This is a genomic window from Megamonas funiformis, from assembly GCF_010669225.1.
GTDB lineage: Bacteria > Bacillota > Negativicutes > Selenomonadales > Selenomonadaceae > Megamonas > Megamonas funiformis.
In genome coordinates, this window is record NZ_CP048627.1 from 1,710,363 (window position 1) to 1,730,659 (window position 20,297).

Below are 20,297 nucleotides of genomic sequence, written 5' to 3' on the forward strand. Positions count from 1 at the left end.
GATTTATTTATGCAAGGACGTTTTACTCAATCTGCTATAAAAGTCTTAAAATTAGCTCAATATGAAGCAAAACATTTAAAACATGCTCATGTAGGCACTGAATATATCTTACTTGGTCTATTACATGAAGGCACTAATGTAGCTGCTAAAGCTCTTTCTTCTATAGGTATAGATTTATATACAGTAAGGCAAAGAGTTCATGAATTAGTGGAAAAAGAAGATTTTGACGATCTTGAAACTGAAGAAATAGGCTATTCTCCTGAAGCTAAAACTATCATGGAATACGCTGTCGAACAAGCCCAAGCTTTAGGGCATGACTATATTGGCACTGAACACATTTTACTTGGTATCATCTACGATACTGAAAGTATAGCTTGTGAAATTCTCGTCTCTTTAGGCGCTGATTTAGATATTATCCATGATGCTATCTTGGATTTATTAAATGAAGATACTTTAAACGATATGCCTAAATTAAATGTCTTTAATGAAAATAAAGCTCCTAAAAAAGATAATAATGCTAAAGATAATAAGCAAAAAAATAATTCTGCTACACCTCTATTAGACAAATATGGTAGAGATTTGAATATATTGGCACAAGAAGAAAAAATCGATCCTGTAATTGGTCGCAATCATGAAATTGAACGCGTAATTCAAATTTTATCTCGCCGTACTAAAAACAATCCAATTCTCATTGGTGAGCCAGGTGTAGGAAAAACTGCTGTTACCGAAGGATTGGCTCAACGTTTAATCAATGGTAATATTCCTAAAGTCTTAGCTTCTAAACGCATTATTTCCTTAAATATGGCAAGCTTAGTTGCTGGCACTAAATATCGCGGTGATTTTGAAGACAGACTCAAAAAAATCATTGATGAAATCATTGAAAATAAAAATATTATTTTATTCATTGATGAAATGCATACTCTCGTAGGCGCAGGTGCTGCTGAAGGCTCTATAGACGCTGCTAATATTTTAAAACCGGCTCTATCTCGTGGAGAAATCCAAGTAATCGGTGCTACTACTTTAAAAGAGTACAAAAAATATATTGAAAAAGACTCTGCCCTTGAACGACGTTTTCAAACTATCATGGTGAATGAACCTAGCGCTGAAGATGCTATCAGCATTTTAAAAGGCATTCGCAATAAATATGAAAAATTTCACTGTGCTAAAATTACAGATGAAGCTATCAAAGCTGCTGTAAAAATATCTCAGCGCTATATCACAGATAGATTTTTACCAGATAAAGCCATTGATTTAATGGACGAAGCAGCTGCTAAAGTTCGCTTAAAAACAGTAAATATTCCTACAAATATTTCACAATTAGAACAAAAAATTCAAGATTTGAAAAAAGCTAAAGAAAAAGCTATTGATAATCAAGATTATGAATTAGCAGCTACTATCCGCGACCAAGAAATACAAATCAAAGAAGAATTAGCTACTGCCAAAACTGCATGGGAAAAACAAAATAATGCTCAAATAGCTGTAACTGAAGAAGATATCGCCGATGTCGCTACTCTTTGGACTGGTATCCCTGTAAAAAGATTAGTAGCTAAAGAAGCAGATAGACTTTTGCATATTGAAGATATACTTCATAAACGTGTAGTAGGTCAAAATGAAGGTGTAAACGCTGTAGCTAAAGCCATTCGCCGTGCTAGAGCAGGACTTAAAGACCCAAAACGTCCTATCGGTTCATTTTTATTTTTAGGCCCTACTGGTGTAGGTAAAACAGAATTAGCACGTTCATTGGCAGAAGCTATTTTCGGTGATGAATCCGCCATGATACGCTTTGATATGTCCGAATATATGGAAAAACACACAGTATCTCGCATGCTCGGTGCTCCTCCAGGTTATATCGGCTATGATGAAGGCGGTCTATTAACTGACGCTGTTCGTCGCAAACCATATGCTGTTATTTTATTAGACGAAATCGAAAAAGCCCACCCAGATATTTTCAATATTCTTCTGCAAGTCTTAGATGATGGTCGCCTAACTGACAGCCAAGGCAGAACTGTTGATTTCAAAAACACAGTCATCATCATGACATCAAATGCAGGTGCTTTTAAACTGCAACCACAAAAGACAAATACCATGGGCTTTGCTGTCAATGAAGATAAACAGATTAAACAAAATGCTAAAAAAATCGTCATGGACGAAGTAAAAAGACAATTCAAGCCAGAATTTCTCAATCGTATTGATGAAATAATCATCTTCGAACCACTAACTGATAAAGAATTGACTCAAATCGTTACTTTATTATTAAATGATGTTCAAAAGCGATTAGCTGAAATGGATATTGAATTAATCATCAAAGATGAAGTAAAATCTTATCTCTTAAAACATGGCACTGATACAATCTATGGTGCTAGACCGCTAAAACGTGCAGTTCAACGCTATCTTCAAGACCCACTTGCTGAACAATTATTGCAAAAAAGTATAAAATCCATGCAAAAAATAATTGTAGATTGTGTTGAGGATAAATTGACTTTTAAAGTTGATGATGTATTGCCTACAGAAAATATCGAAAATCTAACAGATAATTTTGAGGTTACAAATAAATAATGAATAAAGTACAAAAAAATTTTTTAGCTGAAAAATCTTTGATAAAACGCATAAAAAATTTTACTTTAAATTTTTTAATCGCCATTGTTTGGCTAGTAAAATCCATGGCAAAATATCTCAAAAAATATTTACACATTAAATCCAAATAATAAAAAAATTACAAGGAAACTTATTATGGCTAAACGCAAAACCTTATATGTATGTCAAGAATGTGGCTATAGTGTTCCTAAATGGCTTGGCAAATGCCCAGGTTGTGGTCAGTGGAATACTTTAGTTGAAGAATTAGAAGAAGTTACTCCTTCTAATAATCGTGGTTTTAGCCTTAGTACAAATAAAACAAATAGTTCACCTAAACCCATAAAAGAAATTGCTACAGAAGATTTACCTAGATTTAGTGCTGGCTCTGTAGAAATGAACCGCGTTTTAGGTGGAGGTATAATTCCAGGGTCACTTGTTCTCATGGTCGGTGACCCTGGTGTTGGTAAATCCAGTTTAAATTTGCGTATTTGTGCTAATGTAGCTACTACCCATAAAGTTTTATATGTAACAGGTGAAGAAAGTGCTCGTCAAATTCGCATGCGAGCTGATAGATTAAATGCACTTCAAGATAATCTCTTTGTTCTAAGCGAAACAGATTTAGAACGCATTGAACGTCATGTACTTGAAACAAAGCCAGATTTATTAATCATCGATTCCATTCAAACTATTTTTCGCCCTGATGTCCAAAGTGCACCAGGTAGCGTCAGCCAAGTACGTGAATGTTCTGTAAGCTTACTTCGCATTGCCAAACAAAATAATATCTCCATCTTCATCATTGGTCATGTAACTAAAGACGGTACACTTGCAGGCCCTCGTGTACTTGAACATATCGTTGATACTGTGCTTTATTTTGAAGGCGAACGCAATGCTGAATATCGCGTCTTACGTGCTGTAAAAAACCGCTTTGGTAATACTAATGAAATCGGTATTTTTGAAATGCGTGAAACTGGTCTTGTCGATGTTCCTGATGCTTCCAAAATGTTTTTATCTGAAGAAAATAGCAATGAATCTGGTACAGTAATCATACCTGCCCTTGAAGGAACTCGACCTCTTTTAGTAGAAATACAATCTCTAGTAGCTCCTACACCATACGTACCGCCACGCAGAACTTCTGACTCTATAGACATCAAAAAAATTCAATTGTTATTAGCAGTCTTAGAAAAACGCGTGCATTTAAATATGGGTACTTGTGATGTATATGTAAAAGTAGCAGGTGGCATAAAAATAGATGACCCAGCTGTCGATTTAGCTCTTTGCTGTGCTATGGCTTCAAGTTTTCGCAACCAAAGTATCAAACCTCAAACTATTATCTTTGGTGAGGTCGGACTTTCTGGCGAAGTACGCTCTGTCAGTCAGCCGGATATAAGAGTTCGCGAGGCTATTCGCATGGGCTTTACAAATATCATCTTACCTGCCAAAAACTTAGAACGCCTTGAACATTTTGCTTCAAATGTACAAATCCATGGTGTTCGTTATTTAAGTGAAGCCTTAAAAATTGCACTTAACTAGAGGTTTTATCATGAATATAATAATTCGTCCTATAAAAGAAAATGAAATTCCTTTATTAACCGATTTTTTATATGAAGCAATTTTTCTTTCAGATACTGACCAAATTCCACCCAGAACAATAATTCAAGAACCTAGTTTATGGCGTTATATAAATAATTTTGGTAAAGAAAAAGATGATTATTGTTTTATTGCCCAAGTTGATAATTATATAGTAGGTGCTGTATGGATACGCTGTATTCAAGGATTTGGTCATCTGAATGACAATATTCCTGAACTAGCTATGTCCATATACCCTCAATATCGAAATAAAGGTATTGGTACTTCTTTATTAAAAAACTTTTTAACTTTTTTACGGCAAAAAAATTATACTCAAATATCACTATCCGTGCAAAAGAATAATTATGCTGTAAATATGTACAAAAAATTAGGTTTTAAAATCGTTTCTCAAAATCAATCCGAATATATTATGAGTTTAAGATTAAAAAATTATAATTTGATTATAATTTTGCAATCTTAATGGACTTTTGTTCATTATTTTAGTAGAATAAATTTATAACACATTCGCAAAGGGGGTTTAATTTCAACAGTGTTATTAAATAGAGTTTTAAAATTTTTTATAACAGTCTTTGCTGTTATTATCGGGGCAACCTTACTAGAGTTTGCTAGTCCTGTTTTAGCCTATATTATTAGTGCTGAATTTTTACAAATTAACCTCGATATTTTAGATATGACTATGATGAATGCTCTATCTATTCTCATCGGTGGTATTATTGGTGGTTCTATTGGATTTATTTCTTCTTCTTATTGTATAAACAAATTACGTATCTTCTCTATATGGGTAGAACGTCAGCTCAGTAAAATGCCAACACATGATGTTGTTGCTGGTGTTTTAGGTTTAGCTATCGGTCTTATTCTTGCTAATCTTTTAGGTGTCGCATTCTCTAGAATTCCTTTAATCGGTCCTTACATTCCAATCATTTTCAGTATTGTCTTTGGTTATTTAGGTTTATATATTACCATAAAGAAACGAAAAGATATTATTGCATTATTACCTTCTCGCATTAAAGAAGATGCTAACAAAAATGATAATAATTCATCTGTGGATAAAATAAAGACAGAATTAAACACTCCATCATATAAATTACTCGATACAAGTGTTATTATTGATGGTAGAATTGCTGATATCTGCAAAACAGGTTTTATTGAAGGTACTTTATTAATCCCTGTTTTCGTATTGGAAGAATTACAATTCATCGCTGACTCTTCAGATTTACTCAAAAGAACACGCGGTAGACGCGGTCTGGATATCTTAAAACGCATTCAAACAGAATTTGATATGCTTGTAAAAATCGACCATCACGATTATGATGATGTTACAGGTGTTGATTCCAAATTAATCCGTTTAGGACAAGAAATCGGTGCTAAAATCATCACTAACGATTTTAATTTAAACAAAGTCGCTGATTTACAAGGCGTTCAAGTTCTCAATATTAACGAATTAGCTAATGCTATAAAACCAGTAGTTATTCCTGGTGAAACTATGGTAGTAACTGTAGTAAAAGATGGTAAAGAACAAGGGCAAGGTGTTGCTTATTTAGACGACGGTACAATGATTGTTGTTGAAGGTGGTCATAAACATCTCAATGAAACATTAGAAGTTGTTGTTACTTCTGTATTACAGACAGCAGCAGGACGCATGATTTTTGCCAAACCAAAATAAAAACTATGAAAAGACTATGGGGTTTATACTTCGTAGTCTTTTTTTAAGGAGGTATTCTTATGGTTTCTGTTATTTTTCCCGCAGCCGGTCAAGGAAAACGCATGGGACTTGGCTTCAACAAAATTTTCACTGAGCTTTCAGGTAAACCAATCTTAATTCAAACTCTACTCACTTTTTCTCGTTGTGATTGTGTTGATGAATTAATCATTGCTGTCGATATCAATGAGATGGAAATTATTCGCAAAGTCTTAAGTAAAATTCCTAAACTAAAACCTTACAAAATCGTAGCAGGTGGTTCTGAACGTCAATATTCTGTTTATAATGGCTTAATGGCAGTAGATCCTGCTTCTGATATCGTACTTGTTCATGATGCTGCTCGTCCTTTAATTTCTGAAACAGTAATCCAAAATGTAATCAATGAAGTCATGATATCTGGTTCAGCTGTTTGTGCCGTTCCTGTAAAAGATACTACAGCTGAAATCAATGAAATGGGCTTTATCGAACGAGTACCAGATAGAAACAAATTATGGGCAATTCAAACACCACAAGGTTTTAAAAAAGAAATTTTAATTGAAGCTCATAAAAAAGCTCAAGAAGATAATTTCTTAGGTACTGATGAAGCTAGCCTTGTTCGTCGCACTAGCCATGCAGTAAAACTCGTTATGGGAGATTATAATAATATCAAAGTTACAACTCCTACAGATTTAGTCATCGCAGAAATGTTATTCGGACAAAAAGTAAAAAATCACGCTAAAATAAAAATCTCTTCATTATTTAATGAAGTCTTCACTAAGGTCTCAAAATAAAAATAATAAATAGAATAGAAAAGAGGTTTAATTATGTCTAGAGTTGGTATAGGCTATGATGTGCATAAATTAGTAACTGACCGCAAGCTTATTTTAGGAGGCGTTGATATTCCTCACGAAAAAGGTCTACTTGGTCATTCTGATGCTGATGTATTACTTCATGCAATCTCTGATGCTCTACTTGGTGCTGCTGCTCTTGGTGATATCGGCAAACATTTTCCTGACACAGATGAAAGATTTAAAGGTATCTCTAGCTTAATATTGTTAAAACATGTAGGAGAACTTTTACAAGCTAAAAACTATAAAATCAACAATATCGATGCTACTATTGTTGCTCAACGACCAAAATTATTGCCATTCATTCCTACTATGCAAAAAAATGTGGCTGAAATTTTGAATTTGCCTATTGAAGATGTCAATATCAAAGCTACTACAGAAGAACGTTTGGGCTTTACAGGTAGTGAAGAAGGAATTTCCTCTTATGCTATGTGTAGTATTGATAAATTAAATTTATAAAAAATTAATTTATCCTTATTTCCCTGCTCAAGTGCTTGCCTTTGTATGGTATAATAGAATTTGCTAAATAAATTTCATAATTATCAATTCATATATTTGGAGGTATCACTAATGTCTGAACAAATCAGAGTTAGATTTGCACCAAGTCCTACTGGTCCATTCCATATTGGTGGGGCAAGAAGTGCATTATTCAACTGGTTATTAGCGAAAAAATACACTGATGGAAAATTTGTTTTACGTATTGAAGATACAGATAGAGTTCGCTCTACAAAAGAATCTGAGGAAAATATCAAAGCTGCTTTAAAATGGCTCGGTCTTGATTGGAATGAAGGTATTGATGTAGGTGGCGAATATGGTCCTTATCGTCAAACTGAACGTTTAGATATTTATAAAAAATTCACTGATAAATTATTAGCTGAAGGTAAAGCTTATTACTGCTATTGCACAGAAGAAGAAATCGAAGCTGAACGTCAAGCTCTTCGTGCACAAAATAAAATGCCTCTTTATGGTGGTCATTGCCGTAACCTCACACCTGAACAAATCGCAAAATACGAAGCTGAAGGTAGAAAACCTGTTATCCGCTTTCGCACTCCTTGCGACCAATCCGTAAACTTTGATGATATGGTTCGTGGAAAAATGAGCTTTGACTCCAACGGTATTGGTGATTTCGTTATCGTTAAAGCTGATGGTATCCCTGTATATAACTACGCAGTAGTAATCGATGATGCTCTAATGCATATCACTCATGTAATCCGTGCAGAAGAACATTTATCCAACACTCCTCGTCAAGTAGTTTTATATGAAGCACTTGGCTTCCCTGTACCAAAATTTGGTCATATTTCTCTTATCTTAGGTAAAGACCATACAAAAATGAGTAAACGTCATGGTGCAACTTCTGTTGAACAATATAAAAACCTTGGATATTTACCAGAAGCAATCGTTAACTTCTTAGCACTTTTAGGCTGGGCTCCTCAAAGTGAACAAGAAATCTTCTCCATTGATGAATTAATCAAAGAATTCTCTATGGACCATGTAGCTAAAAATCCAGCTGTATTTGATATCGACAAATTAAACTGGATCAACGCTCAATACATGAAAAAAATCCCTGCTTCTCAAATCACACAGATGGCTATTCCTCATCTCATCGAAAAAGGCTATATCTCTGATACTCCAGATGAACAAGAAATGGCTAGATTAAATCGCTTCACAGAAGTTATTCGCGATCATTTGAGTTTTGCTGCTCAATATGTAGATTTCGCTGACCTCTATTATAAAGATGATTTCACAGTAGAAGATGATGAATGTAAAGCTGTTCTTGAAGAAGAAACTGCAACTGAAGTTATCACTATGTTTAAAAATAAATTAGCTGAGCTTACAGAATTCACAGCTGAAAATATCCAACCAATTTTCAAACAAATCATGAAAGACTTCAAAGCTAATAAAGGTATAAAATTAGGCGGAAAATCCGTTTATATGCCTATTCGTATTGCTTTAACTGGTCAAATGCATGGCCCTGACCTTGCTGGTCTTGTAGAAGTTTTAGGCTATGAACGTGCAGCAAAACGCATTGAACGCACTTTAGCTTAAATCTAATTAAAATTTATAAAGAAATAATCCATATAACCCAGCTATTTTTTGGCTGGGTTATACGTTATAACGGTGAGCATTATGAACTTATTATCAACTTTAAAAAAAGATATTCGTGTTGTATTTGAGCGTGACCCTGCTGCCAAAAGTATATTTGAAGTTCTCTTATGTTATCCTGGTTTGCATGCTATTTGGCTTTACCGCTTAAGTCATTATTTCTACAAAAAAAATTGGGTAGTCATTCCTCGTTTAATCTCTCATTTAGGTAGATTTTTGACAGGAATTGAAATCCACCCTGGTGCGCAAATAGGCCCTGGTTTATTCATTGACCATGGTTCCAGTATCGTCATTGGCGAAACAACTATTATCGGTAAAAATGTTACCTTATACCAAGGAGTTACTTTGGGTGGTACAGGTAAAGAAAAAGGGAAACGCCACCCTACTATTGGTAATAATGTCGTAGTGGCTTGTGGTGCTAAAGTTTTAGGCTCATTCACTGTAGGCGACCATGCCAAAATTGGTGCTGGCTCTGTCGTAGTAAAACCAGTACCAGCATATGCTACTGTTGTAGGTATTCCGGGTAGAGTCATTTTAATCAAAGGTGAAAAAACACAAGTTGAAGAAAAACCAATTTCTCCAAAAATGCGTGAATTAGCCGAAGAGCTCGACGTCGATTTATCTCATGATAAGTTACCAGACCCTGAATTAGATATGATTAAAACACTTTCTCATCGTATTTCTGATTTACAATTACAATTAGAAAAACTAAAAAAAGAATTGGAGGATTCCAAGAATAATCATGCTTAAAGTTTATAATACTCTAACAAAACAAAAAGAAGAATTCAAACCACTAAAAGAGGGACAAGTAAGCATTTATGTTTGCGGTGTTACACCATACAATCACCCTCATATTGGTAATGCTCGCCCATTCGTTACTTGGGACGTAATCAAACGCTATTTCACTCATCTTGGCTATAAAGTAAAACATATCCAAAACTTTACTGATGTAGATGATAAAATCATCCGCACTGCTAACCAAGAAGGTGTAAATTGGAGCGATATCTCCACAAGATATATCAATTCTTATTTTGAAGTAATGGATAAACTTCATGTAAAACATGCTGATATTTATCCTAAAGTATCTCAAACTATTCCAGAAATCATTGACATGATATCTGTACTCATTGATAAAGGCTATGCTTATGAATTAAATGGCGATGTTTATTTCAGCGTAGAAAAATTCAAAGGTTATGGTAAATTAAGTGGCCGTAAACTTGAAGATATGATGGCTGGTGCTCGCATTGAAGTCAATGAAAGCAAACACAATCCTATGGATTTTGCTCTTTGGAAAGCAGCAAAACCAGGTGAACCATTCTGGGAAAGCCCATGGGGCAATGGTCGTCCTGGCTGGCATATTGAATGTTCTACTATGTCTTTAAAATATCTTGGTAAAACATTTGATTTCCATGGTGGCGGTAGCGATTTAATCTTCCCTCATCATGAAAATGAAATTGCTCAATCTCAAGCTTATTGTGGTGATGACCATAGTTTTGCTCGCTATTGGCTTCATAATGGATTTATCACAATCAATCAAGAAAAAATGAGTAAATCTCTCGGCAATTTCTTCACTGTTAAAGAAATCCTTGATAAATACCCAGCAGAAGTACTTCGCTTCTTCATCGTATCTACTCATTATCGTAGCCCACTTGATTTCAGTGATGCTCGTCTTGATGAAGCTACAACTAGCTTAAACCGTTTGAAAAATGCTCTTGATAATCTCAAAGAATTAGCTAAAAACACAACTGATGCTACATCTGGTGAAGAACTTATCGCCAAAGCAAAACAGTGCAAACAAAATTTCTTTGAAGCTATGGACGATGATTTCAACACAGCTCTTGCTATCGCAAATATGTTTGACCTTTCTAAAGAAATCAATATCTACTACAATGAAGTAACTTCCGGTAAAGTAGCTTGCAGTAAAGTAGCTGTTGATACTGCTCTTGATGTATTCAGTGAAATGGCTGATATCATTGGTATTTTAGAAGAAGATGATAACTCCGCTGACGATGGACTTGTGGATAATCTCATGAATTTAATCATTGATATTCGTCAAAATGCTCGTAAAAATAAAGATTGGGCAACTGCTGATAAAATCCGTGACGAACTTAAAAATATCGGTATTACTTTAGAAGATTCTCCTACTGGTGTTCGCTGGAAAAAATAATGAAATTCAAACAATATCAATATTTAAAACAACATCTTTTTGAATTTACAGCACCTGATGAATTAAAAAATCGTTATGAAGATATACCTACGCGCAATCTATCTCCGCTTGTTTTAGCCTATGTAGGTGATGCTTATTATCATCTTTATATACGCACAAGATTGCTTAATTTTGAACAATCTCGCGTACATCTTTTGAATGATTTCAGTATGAAATTAGTTTCAGCTACGCTTCAAGCACAAGCTTATAAAGCTATCAAAGACGATTTAACGGAAGATGAAGCATATGTCTTCAAGCGTGGAAAAAATGCTAAATCGCACGCTCCACGTGTGGCTTCAGTCCATGATTATCATATAAGCACAGGATTTGAAGCAGTTTTAGGTTATCTATATCTCAATAAAGATTTCACTCGCTTAGATGAACTTTGTGAAAAATCTTTTATTGCTGTAGCTCAAAATTTATCCCAACAGGAATAATAAATAAAAATAAAGGTATCTTTCTTAATTGAAAGTACCTTTATTTTTTATAAATAGATATCATATCTTTATCATTGAAAAATTTTATTTTTTTAGTATAATATAGTTTATATGTGCCCATAGTCTAATGGATAGAACGTTGACCTCCGGAGTCAAAAATACAGGTTCGATTCCTGTTGGGCACACCAATTTTAAGTATCAGCACAGAAAAATCTGTGCTTTTTATTTTAATCTCATTAAATTAAGGAAGTGTTTCTGTTGGATATAAAATGCCCAGTCTGTCGTAGAAAACTTGGTCATGTAGCAAGACCAGAAGCCAAAGGTCGCTTTTTTTGCACTGCTTGTGATTTATGGGTTGCCTTCACTAAAAAAGATGCCAAAATTTCCTATCGCTTGCAACGACCTGGAAGATAAATTCCTCAAAATTAATCTTGAAAAGCACTTCAATTATTAGTATAATGAAGTTTGGCTATGAGGCATATACATATATTTATCTAACTCATAGTTTATTGTATCCGCCTTTTGGCGGTGTTTTATTTTATATTGGAGATGATTTTATGATTAGTACCTCTATCCATCGTGTTAATTTTTATGATACTGATGCTATGGCTGTCGTACATCATTCTAACTACATACGTTGGTTTGAAATTGGCCGTGTTAATTTCTTACGTGAAATCGGTATCACACTTGGCGAAATGATGGAAGATGGCTATGTTTTTCCTATCACCGAAGTGAAATGTAAATATATAGCTTCAGGTAAATTTGATGATGTTTTACGCATAGAAACTACACCTGTAGCTTTAACCAAAGTAAAAATGGAATTCAGCTATAAAATCTATCGCGATTGTGATAATACTTTATTAGTTGAAGGTTTCACTCAAAATGTATTCACAAGCAAAGCTACTGGTCATATAACTCGTTTGCCTGAAAAATACTATACAAAAATGCAAAATGCTTTAAAATAATAACAATAAGGAGCAACAGTAATGGATAGCAATTCACCTATAGGTGTTTTTGATTCTGGTCTTGGAGGTCTCACAGTATTAAAAGAACTAAGACGCCTTTTACCTCATGAAAATTTTATATTTGTCGGAGATTCAGCTCGTGCCCCATATGGTTCACGCACTCCTGAAGAAATCATTTCATTTCTACAACAATTTATGGATTATTTCCAATCTCGTGGCGTAAAAATGGCAGTTTGTGCTTGCAATACTATGACATCTTATGGTTATCCAGTAATTAAAGATAAAACTTCTTTTGCTTTAGTTCCTATGAACCCAGCTATCATTCCTGCTGTTAAAGCTTCTGCAAATAAACATATTGGTGTTATTGCTACAGAAGCTACCATCAAAAAAGGCATGCATAAACAAGCAGCTTCTAACCTTGATCCACAGATAAAGGTTTTTGGTGTAGGTTGCCCAAAATTTGTACCATTGATTGAAACAGGTCATATTCATGATGATGCTATTGATGAAGCTGTACAAGAATATGCAGACAAGTTTAAAACTAGCGATATTCACTCTTTGATTTTAGGTTGTACACATTATCCTATCATCAGTGAAGTTTTAACAAAACATTTTGGCAAAGATGTTGCTTTAATCAATCCAGCCTTAGAAACAGCTAAAGATGCTGCTACTATACTTACAAAAAATAATTTACTCAATACACAAGAACAATCTGGTTCTCTTGAATTACGCTTTTCTGCCAAACAGAATAATTCTGAAAAAATGGCTGAAATTATTTTAGGTAGTGATATTCCACCTATTACAGATGTAGATTTAACTACATTTGCAAAATAACACAATTGGGGGCATTGATGTGGATTTTATTATCACAATTATTCTATGGATTTTAATTATTTTATTCTTACTCAATGAAGTAATCATTCGTGTTGTTGGTGATGCTATTGTCAACATGAAAGCTAGCGAACATACACCATTTACTGTTGATGAAATCACTCAAGACAGTATTTCACTTAGCACTACTATCAATGTTGCCAATGAAGGTAAACAATGTGCTACAATCATGGACTGTTACGTTCGTCAACTTTTACCATATGAACAATTCGATGGTGTGAAAGTTGAAGCAAAAGCTGAATTAAAAGGCGTTCCTCGTGAAGATGATTATTTTGAAGCTGTATTAATTCAGAAAAAAGAAAGCATTGACATTGTTATTCGCGTTAAATTAATTGACCGCAAAAACAATGATATCAAACAAACACTTACTCATATGGTTGATTTACCACTTGATATCGTTTATCAGCATGCTGCACGTTACCCATGGAAAATCTCCAAAGAAACAATCGTGCTTACATCTGAAGAAATCGCTAAATTAGCAGATATCAAGCTTGCAGATTAATTTATAAGAACTTGTTAATATTTTAAATTTATAACTGTAAAAAAGGAAGGTAAATCATGTCTGAAGTTAAAATTATACCCATTCCGACTCGTATTCTAACAAAAAAAGATGATATTGTAGATACTATCGAAAAATATACAAAAGATAAAATTGGTCCTGATGATGTCATCACTGTAGCTGAAAGCGTTGTGGCTATCACTCAAGGATTATACATTCGTCCTGAAGACCTCAAAATTTCTCATATGGCTCAATTTTGTTGCCGTTTCATTCCAGATTATGGTAGTCTTGCAACTCCTCACGGTATGGAATCATTAATGATTAAAGAAGGTCATTTCCGTGTAGCTGCTGGCTTATTCATCGGCTTCTTAGCAAAATTAGTAGGTAAATCCGGTGTATTCTATCAAATCGCTGGCCGTCAAACAGCTCTTATTGATGATGTAACTGGCACAATGCCACCATTTGATAAATCTATCGTTTATGGCCCTGAAAACACAAAAGAAGTAGTTAATAATTTAAAATCTCGCCTTAACTGCTTTGGTGCTGTAATCGCCGATGTTAACGACTTAAAACGTTCTCGTATCGTAGATGTAACAGATGGCTGTAATGGTCAAATGGTTGCTAAATTACTTATCGATAATCCATTTGGTAACGCATCTCAAAAAACACCAATTGCTATAATTAAAAACTTTAAACAATACCAAGAACAAAATTCTTAATTCAATTATATATAGGCAAAATAAAAAAGATGTTTTCAAAAGAAAACATCTTTTTTATTTATTGTCTATCAAAGTTTTTATAGTAATCTCTGAAAATTTTTCTTCAATTATATTTTGAAAATTAGTATAAAATTTTCTTATCGAACAATTATCAACAGCATCTCTACTGCAATAATTATCTTCTTCTAAACAACGATTTACATACATCGTTGGTTCCATTACTTTAACTATTTCTAATAAAGATATCTCTTCTGGCTTTTTAGCCAATAAAAAACCACCATATACACCCGAACGACGTTCTATCAACTCAGCAGCTACTAAACTGCGTGTTATTTTCAATACATATTTTTGAGGAATTTTCATCGTCATAGAGATATCTTTTGAAGATACTACTTCGCCATCTCTATTAGCTAATGCTAAAATAATTCTAATAGCATAGTCTGTTGTAATATTCAACTGCATCGCTTTCTATTTCTCCTTATATAACTCTATATAACTACTTCAAGTTAGTTTATCAGTAAAATATTTTATCTAAAAATTTAACTATAAATCAATATCTAAAAAGCTGTTTTTATTATATTTTAATTATATTTCAAGTCATTAAAAAAACTAATATAAAAAGACCCCACAAGAAGTGGAGCCTTTTCATATTTAAAATTAAAAGTAAAATTATTTAGCAGCAAAGAATTTTTTTGCAACTTCAGCATCGAGGTTGTAAAGTAAAACATCTTCATCAGTTGGGTTAGCAACACCAAGTTCTTTAAGAGTTTTAACAGTACGTTTTTTGAAGAATTCTTCAGCAACAGCTGGGAAGAGAGCATAAGATAATACATCTTCTTCGCTAGCGTTAGGGAAGCCTTTATCTGCAAGTTCTGCTTTGAATTTATCCATACCTGGTTCGAGAAGGTCTGCTGGACGGCAAGTAACCAAGTCTTCTTCTTTAATGCCGCATTTTTCAAGAACTTCTGGGTTAACAGGCTGTGGAGTACGACCAAATTCACCACGAGCAAGTTTTTTGAATTCATCTGGAACCATTTTATAACGTTCGCCAGTCATAACGTTGAATGTAGCCATAGTACCTACAATCTGGCTAGAAGGAGTAACGAGTGGTGGGTAACCAAGGTCAGCACGAACGCGTGGCATTTCATCAAGAAGATCTTGATATTTATCAGCCATACCCATTTCTTTTAACTGATTAACAAGGTTGGATAACATACCACCTGGAATCTGGAAGTCAAGAACGTTAGGATTAACATCGAAGTAACCTTTTAAACCAAATTCGTCAATGATTTCTTTTTTAACACCGAGGAAGTGTTTAGCGATTGGAGTCATAGCCTGACGGTCAAGACCTGTATCATATTCAGTACCTTCAAGTGCAGCAACCATAGTTTCTGTACAAGGCTGAGAAGTATCCATAGCGAATGGAGAAAGTGCACAGTCAATTACATCTACACCAGCTTCGATAGCTTTCATGTAAGCCATGGAACCAAAACCGCTAGTATAGTGAGTGTGTAACTGAATAGGAAGTTTTGTGGATGCTTTTAATTCTTTAACGAGTTCATAAGCATCATATGGTTTTAATAAACCAGACATATCTTTAATGCAGATGGAATCAACGCCCATAGCATCAAGTTCTTTAGCTAATTTACCAAATTCAGCAATAGTGTGAGGACCGCCAACTGTGTAAACTAAGCAACCTTGAACTTCTACAGAATGTTCAACTTCAGCTTTAGCTTCTTTAGCAGCTTCTACAGCTGTTTTGAGGTTACGAGTATCATTGAGAGCATCAAAGATACGGAATACACCAATACCATGTTGAGCAGCTTTTTTAACGAAAGCACGAACAACATCATCTGGATATTGGTAGTAACCTAAAAGGTTCTGACCACGAAGCAACATCTGAATAGGAGTTTTAAGATGAGCTTTTAATGTGTCAAGACGTTCCCATGGATCTTCATCAAGGAAACGAAGGCAGCTATCAAATGTAGCTCCGCCCCAAGCTTCTAAAGATTTGTAGCCAATAGCATCGAGAGCTTCGAGCTGTGGAAGCATCTGGGAAAGACGCATACGTGTAGCAAGCAAGGACTGATGGCCATCGCGTAATACTGTTTCAGTAATTTTTACTTTTGCCATAATAAAATAAACACTCCTTCATATATATGCAATTGACAATTCACATATCTATGTGATTTTAAGACATAATGACACTACCTATATTAATTTATAACATAGGATTTAAATATCTATCTTAGAGGTTGTTGCCCCAACCTTTTATATTCATACGCTCTTAAATTAAGAGCATTATGTTATACCAAAGTCATACAACACATATAATATTAATTATATCTATTATATCATATTTTAAGTTTTTATAAAGTATTCTCACAAATAAATCTTTCATACTTATTACTTATGAAATACCCAAAAATTAACCTATGTACAATATAAAAAATAGAACATAACATTCTATTTACAGTATAGGTATTAATAAAACTATTGTCAATGACTTTATGTGATTTTTTTAACATATTTAATGTTATCATAAATTTTATTTATGATAATGAGATTTTATACAGCTTCTAATAAATAATTAATTACTTTTTTGCTTTTCTACTATATCTTTTAGCCACTTGGGCATATCTAATCCATAAATGCATACAAAACAATAAACGGTAATATATGTGTCAATCAAACTGTCATGAGCTTTTCCTAAATTTGGACATCTATAATACTGCGCGCAAGATTTCAAGCTAGGCATATTATTATCATTGCTATAAACTCGTGAAAAAGATTTTTGTAAATCATAAATAATGGTATTTTTACCTACAAAAATTTTATCTTTTTTCATAAAGCGCAAATCATTTTCAATGCCATAGCCAATGACCATATCTGCATGTTTAAATAAATTTTTTATTGTTGCTTGATGAGCATTTATCGTAAAACAATCTTTTACCATTTCTGGTGTTATATGGTGTATAGCTTCTGTATCTTTCCACGATTTACATTTTCGTGGCTTTATATATTCATTGAATACCACACCTTTATATAAATCCACAATACTAAATTGCAAAATTTCATCATATCTAGTATTGCCACCAGTCATTTCTAAATCAAAAAATAATATAGAGGGATTTGTTTCTACTGATGCAATATATTCTTGTTTAAAAAACAAATTTTACACATCCTAAATCTCTGAAAATTATACTTTTACTATTCCTTCTTTTTATATAAGATTATTGCCAAAATTAAACCTATAGTCAAAATAACAGTTTCAAATACTACTATACCGTTCCAACCATAATTACTTAAAAAAGTACCACCAATTGTACCAAATGTACTAGCACCAATATAGTAAAATAGCATATACATCGCAGAAACTTGTGCTTTATCATTTTGACAACTCTGCGGTGCCCACGCACAAGCATTTGAATGCACACCAAAAAAGCCATAAGTAAATATAGCAAGACCTATTATCTTCACGATTAAAGGCATAAATAAAGTCAATAAAATACCAACTAATTGAATAATAACAGAAATCACGATTATTATTCCATGACCATAATGGTCAGATAATGTTCCCATAACGGCTGAACTTACTGAACCTACTAAATAAAGCACAAAGATAAAGCCAATTATAGTTTGGCTCAAATTATAAGGTTCTGCCATCAATACATAAGAAATAAAATTATACGTACATACAAAACAGCCCATTACACAAAAAGCTATTAAATATATCATAATTATTTTCTTATTTTGCAATAAACTCAAAAAATCTTTCCATTGTATTTTAATTTTACCATGTTCGATTTTTTTATTTAGAGATGGTGGCAAGAAAATCCACATCATGATTGCACTCAATAAATATAATATACCAGCAATCATCAAGCCCATTCTCCATGAAGCTACATCTGTTAAGGTACTGATTAAAATACGACCAACTAGACCGCCAAGAGGCGTTGCTGCTACATAAACACCAATAGCAGCACCGATTATTTTAGGATTGAATTCCTCATTTATATAAGCTACAGCTAAAGAAGGAAAACCTGCCAATAAAATTCCCTGTACAAAACGCAAAGCCAAAATCAATGCAAATTCTTCTGTAATTGACATCAACAATATCAATATAGAAGAAATCCCCAAAGCGATTACCATGACTTTTTTACGTTCCAAATGTTTGGAAATACTAGCTATCAACAACATTGAAAAAGCCATACCGATTGTGCCAAAAGACATGGATAAACTTGCTTGTGTCGGAGTCAAGTTAAAATCTTGTGCCAAAATAGGTATAACTGGTTGCAAACAATACTCTGCCCCAAATGCTGCCAAACTACCAAAAAACATCATGATTAATGCACAGGTATATTCTCTAGTACCTTTATCTATTAATCTTGCCATCTTCAAGACCTCTTTTATTTATTTTTCATCAAATTAATTCACGGACAGACTTTATCAATCATAATATTCAACACTTCAATATCTGTTGATTTCATTCCTTCTCGACCAATATATCCTACCGCTCTAATAGTTTTTTCTAAATCATCTTTTACAATACCTTCATCAGCATGGAATACATCATCATGCATACTCATTGTATGAGCTAAAAGTGCTGCATCTAATGCTGAGGAAATTTTCGCTGCGCAAGAAGGTTTTGCCCCATCACAGATAATACCACTTGTATTAGCTAAAGTATTAATGATAGTATTAGCAATCTGATTAAAATTACCACCTAACATATAAGTAATAGCCGCACCACAAGCATAACCTGCACTTACTGCACCACAAAAAGCAGATAATTTTCCTATATATTTCTTTTGATGAATAGCTAATAAATTACTTACAAGCAATGCTCTATACAATTTTTCTTGAGAAATCTTATATTCATCTGCATACACTACTAAAGGAATTGTTACAGTCATTCCCTGATTGCCACTTCCTGAATTAATTACTACAGGCAATGAACAACCACTCATACGAGCATCAGAACCAGCTGCTGCCATAGCTCTAGCTCGAACAGGTAAACAATCGCCATATAAAGCTAATAAATTAAGCCCTACATTAGCACCAAAATTATTTTTTATACCTTCTCTCGCAATAGCCATATTACAATTTATCTGTCTTGATAATATATCTTTTACATCTTCTAAATTTACAGTATCAGCAAATTCAATAATATCTTTTACATTTAATAAATTTCTATCCGCTTCGATTTTATCAGCTTGATTATCTATTTTATTCACTTTATCATATAATACTTCATCATCTTTTACTATTCTTATGATATTAGTATGATAATCAGATACAATGACTTGAGCTTTATGTTCATCTGCTACCACTGTTATATCTATATATAGATTGTCTGTATTTTCCACTAAATCACAACTACAGATTTTAGCTTTTAATAACTCTCTTAATTTTACTCTATCTTCATCAGTTACAGATTCTAAAACTTCTAATTGCATATCAGCATTACCACCGATAATACCGAGTAGCGCTGCAGTATCAATGCCCTTTAAATCGCCAGAATTTGGAACTGTTACACCTTTTACATTTTTAATGATATTACCACTGCATTTTACTATTACTTTTTGCGGAAATGTTCCCAAAATTTCACGAGCTTTAGCACCAGCATAAGCTATAGCAATAGGTTCAGTACATCCCAAAGCTGGCACTAATTCCTCTTTTAAAATATTTATATAATTATCGTATATTTTCTGCTCCATCGTATTACGCCAACCTTTCTATTAAAAAATTAATTATATCCTCTATAAAAAAAATATCGCAAAATAAGCA

Annotated in this window: 21 protein-coding genes and 1 tRNA gene; 17 read left to right on the plus strand and 5 right to left on the minus strand. The window is 33.6% G+C overall.

Annotation, left to right across the window (positions count from 1 at the left end; all coding sequences use genetic code 11):
- The first annotated feature begins 9 nt into the window (after positions 1-9).
- From GXM21_RS08680 to GXM21_RS08750, 17 genes are all read left to right on the plus strand, one after another.
- Complete coding sequence (locus GXM21_RS08680) at positions 10-2,556, plus strand: ATP-dependent Clp protease ATP-binding subunit (protein ID WP_008537356.1); 2,547 nt, start codon at positions 10-12, stop codon at positions 2,554-2,556.
- Positions 2,556-2,705: a hypothetical protein gene (locus tag GXM21_RS12855; protein ID WP_008537355.1), complete on the plus strand. Its 150-nt coding sequence runs from the start codon at positions 2,556-2,558 to the stop codon at positions 2,703-2,705. The genes GXM21_RS08680 and GXM21_RS12855 overlap by 1 nt, the downstream gene beginning before the upstream one ends.
- Before the next feature lie 25 nt (positions 2,706-2,730).
- Positions 2,731-4,104, plus strand: a complete 1,374-nt coding sequence (radA, locus tag GXM21_RS08685) for a DNA repair protein RadA (protein WP_008537354.1) — start codon at positions 2,731-2,733, stop codon at positions 4,102-4,104.
- A gap of 10 nt (positions 4,105-4,114) precedes the next feature.
- The gene (locus tag GXM21_RS08690; protein WP_008537353.1) at positions 4,115-4,621 is read left to right on the plus strand and encodes a GNAT family N-acetyltransferase; all 507 of its coding nucleotides are present in this window, start codon (positions 4,115-4,117) and stop codon (positions 4,619-4,621) included.
- Between the two features lie 69 nt (positions 4,622-4,690).
- The gene (locus GXM21_RS08695) at positions 4,691-5,824 is read left to right on the plus strand and encodes a PIN/TRAM domain-containing protein (RefSeq protein WP_008537352.1); all 1,134 of its coding nucleotides are present in this window, start codon (positions 4,691-4,693) and stop codon (positions 5,822-5,824) included.
- 59 nt (positions 5,825-5,883) lie between these two features.
- Complete coding sequence (ispD, locus tag GXM21_RS08700) at positions 5,884-6,630, plus strand: 2-C-methyl-D-erythritol 4-phosphate cytidylyltransferase (RefSeq protein ID WP_008537350.1); 747 nt, start codon at positions 5,884-5,886, stop codon at positions 6,628-6,630.
- A 33-nt stretch (positions 6,631-6,663) separates the two neighbouring features.
- Positions 6,664-7,146, plus strand: coding sequence for a 2-C-methyl-D-erythritol 2,4-cyclodiphosphate synthase (gene ispF, locus GXM21_RS08705; protein WP_008537349.1), 483 nt, complete (start codon positions 6,664-6,666; stop codon positions 7,144-7,146).
- Positions 7,147-7,257: 111 nt separating this feature from the next.
- Entirely contained in the window at positions 7,258-8,733 is a 1,476-nt protein-coding gene (gene gltX, locus GXM21_RS08710) for a glutamate--tRNA ligase (RefSeq protein ID WP_008537348.1), read from the plus strand.
- An 81-nt stretch (positions 8,734-8,814) separates the two neighbouring features.
- The gene (gene cysE / locus GXM21_RS08715) at positions 8,815-9,540 is read left to right on the plus strand and encodes a serine O-acetyltransferase (protein WP_039881297.1); all 726 of its coding nucleotides are present in this window, start codon (positions 8,815-8,817) and stop codon (positions 9,538-9,540) included.
- Entirely contained in the window at positions 9,533-10,957 is a 1,425-nt protein-coding gene (gene cysS / locus GXM21_RS08720) for a cysteine--tRNA ligase (protein ID WP_008537346.1), read from the plus strand. The genes cysE and cysS overlap by 8 nt, the downstream gene beginning before the upstream one ends.
- Positions 10,957-11,433: a Mini-ribonuclease 3 gene (locus tag GXM21_RS08725; protein ID WP_008537345.1), complete on the plus strand. Its 477-nt coding sequence runs from the start codon at positions 10,957-10,959 to the stop codon at positions 11,431-11,433. Before cysS ends, GXM21_RS08725 begins: the two co-directional genes overlap by 1 nt.
- 113 nt (positions 11,434-11,546) lie before the next feature.
- Positions 11,547-11,621, plus strand: a tRNA-Arg gene (locus tag GXM21_RS08730).
- 70 nt (positions 11,622-11,691) lie between these two features.
- A complete protein-coding gene (locus tag GXM21_RS12860) occupies positions 11,692-11,847 on the plus strand; it encodes a hypothetical protein (protein ID WP_008537344.1) in 156 nt (51 codons plus the stop codon).
- Positions 11,848-11,990: 143 nt separating this feature from the next.
- The gene (locus GXM21_RS08735; protein WP_008537343.1) at positions 11,991-12,398 is read left to right on the plus strand and encodes an acyl-CoA thioesterase; all 408 of its coding nucleotides are present in this window, start codon (positions 11,991-11,993) and stop codon (positions 12,396-12,398) included.
- 21 nt (positions 12,399-12,419) lie between these two features.
- Positions 12,420-13,232 (plus strand): glutamate racemase, encoded by an 813-nt coding sequence (gene murI / locus GXM21_RS08740; protein ID WP_008537342.1) that lies wholly within the window; start codon positions 12,420-12,422, stop codon positions 13,230-13,232.
- Positions 13,233-13,251: 19 nt separating this feature from the next.
- Entirely contained in the window at positions 13,252-13,791 is a 540-nt protein-coding gene (locus tag GXM21_RS08745; RefSeq protein WP_008537341.1) for a hypothetical protein, read from the plus strand.
- A 56-nt stretch (positions 13,792-13,847) separates the two neighbouring features.
- Entirely contained in the window at positions 13,848-14,507 is a 660-nt protein-coding gene (locus GXM21_RS08750) for a coenzyme F420-0:L-glutamate ligase (RefSeq protein WP_008537340.1), read from the plus strand.
- A 54-nt stretch (positions 14,508-14,561) separates the two neighbouring features.
- Here GXM21_RS08750 and GXM21_RS08755 read toward each other — a convergent pair whose 3' ends face one another.
- The 5 genes from GXM21_RS08755 to GXM21_RS08775 all read right to left on the minus strand — a co-directional run bounded on the left by GXM21_RS08755 (position 14,562) and on the right by GXM21_RS08775 (position 20,227).
- Complete coding sequence (locus GXM21_RS08755) at positions 14,562-14,969, minus strand: RrF2 family transcriptional regulator (RefSeq protein ID WP_008537338.1); 408 nt, start codon at positions 14,967-14,969, stop codon at positions 14,562-14,564.
- A gap of 207 nt (positions 14,970-15,176) precedes the next feature.
- Entirely contained in the window at positions 15,177-16,640 is a 1,464-nt protein-coding gene (locus GXM21_RS08760) for a pyruvate carboxylase subunit B (RefSeq protein WP_008537337.1), read from the minus strand.
- 457 nt (positions 16,641-17,097) lie between these two features.
- On the minus strand, positions 17,098-17,679 hold the full coding sequence (locus GXM21_RS08765) for a 3'-5' exonuclease family protein (RefSeq protein ID WP_008537336.1): 582 nt from the start codon (positions 17,677-17,679) through the stop codon (positions 17,098-17,100).
- 38 nt (positions 17,680-17,717) lie between these two features.
- Complete coding sequence (locus tag GXM21_RS08770; protein ID WP_008537335.1) at positions 17,718-18,902, minus strand: MFS transporter; 1,185 nt, start codon at positions 18,900-18,902, stop codon at positions 17,718-17,720.
- Positions 18,903-18,940: 38 nt separating this feature from the next.
- Positions 18,941-20,227 (minus strand): L-cysteine desulfidase family protein, encoded by a 1,287-nt coding sequence (locus GXM21_RS08775; protein WP_071987377.1) that lies wholly within the window; start codon positions 20,225-20,227, stop codon positions 18,941-18,943.
- Between the last annotated feature and the right edge of the window lie 70 nt (positions 20,228-20,297).

Excerpts from the sequence above, each read along its gene's own strand:
- GXM21_RS08690 (WP_008537353.1), top strand. The coding sequence starts at position 4,115 with ATGAATATAATAATTCGTCCTATAAAAGAAAATGAAATTCCTTTATTA.
- GXM21_RS08735 (WP_008537343.1), top strand. The coding sequence starts at position 11,991 with ATGATTAGTACCTCTATCCATCGTGTTAATTTTTATGATACTGATGCT.
- GXM21_RS08760 (WP_008537337.1), bottom strand. The coding sequence starts at position 16,640 with ATGGCAAAAGTAAAAATTACTGAAACAGTATTACGCGATGGCCATCAG.
- GXM21_RS08775 (WP_071987377.1), bottom strand. The coding sequence starts at position 20,227 with ATGGAGCAGAAAATATACGATAATTATATAAATATTTTAAAAGAGGAA.
- murI (WP_008537342.1), top strand. The coding sequence starts at position 12,420 with ATGGATAGCAATTCACCTATAGGTGTTTTTGATTCTGGTCTTGGAGGT.
- GXM21_RS12855 (WP_008537355.1), top strand. The coding sequence starts at position 2,556 with ATGAATAAAGTACAAAAAAATTTTTTAGCTGAAAAATCTTTGATAAAA.
- ispD (WP_008537350.1), top strand. The coding sequence starts at position 5,884 with ATGGTTTCTGTTATTTTTCCCGCAGCCGGTCAAGGAAAACGCATGGGA.
- ispF (WP_008537349.1), top strand. The coding sequence starts at position 6,664 with ATGTCTAGAGTTGGTATAGGCTATGATGTGCATAAATTAGTAACTGAC.
- GXM21_RS08770 (WP_008537335.1), bottom strand. The coding sequence starts at position 18,902 with ATGGCAAGATTAATAGATAAAGGTACTAGAGAATATACCTGTGCATTA.
- radA (WP_008537354.1), top strand. The coding sequence starts at position 2,731 with ATGGCTAAACGCAAAACCTTATATGTATGTCAAGAATGTGGCTATAGT.
- cysS (WP_008537346.1), top strand. The coding sequence starts at position 9,533 with ATGCTTAAAGTTTATAATACTCTAACAAAACAAAAAGAAGAATTCAAA.
- gltX (WP_008537348.1), top strand. The coding sequence starts at position 7,258 with ATGTCTGAACAAATCAGAGTTAGATTTGCACCAAGTCCTACTGGTCCA.
- GXM21_RS08750 (WP_008537340.1), top strand. The coding sequence starts at position 13,848 with ATGTCTGAAGTTAAAATTATACCCATTCCGACTCGTATTCTAACAAAA.
- cysE (WP_039881297.1), top strand. The coding sequence starts at position 8,815 with ATGAACTTATTATCAACTTTAAAAAAAGATATTCGTGTTGTATTTGAG.
- GXM21_RS08755 (WP_008537338.1), bottom strand. The coding sequence starts at position 14,969 with ATGCAGTTGAATATTACAACAGACTATGCTATTAGAATTATTTTAGCA.
- GXM21_RS08680 (WP_008537356.1), top strand. The coding sequence starts at position 10 with ATGCAAGGACGTTTTACTCAATCTGCTATAAAAGTCTTAAAATTAGCT.
- GXM21_RS08725 (WP_008537345.1), top strand. The coding sequence starts at position 10,957 with ATGAAATTCAAACAATATCAATATTTAAAACAACATCTTTTTGAATTT.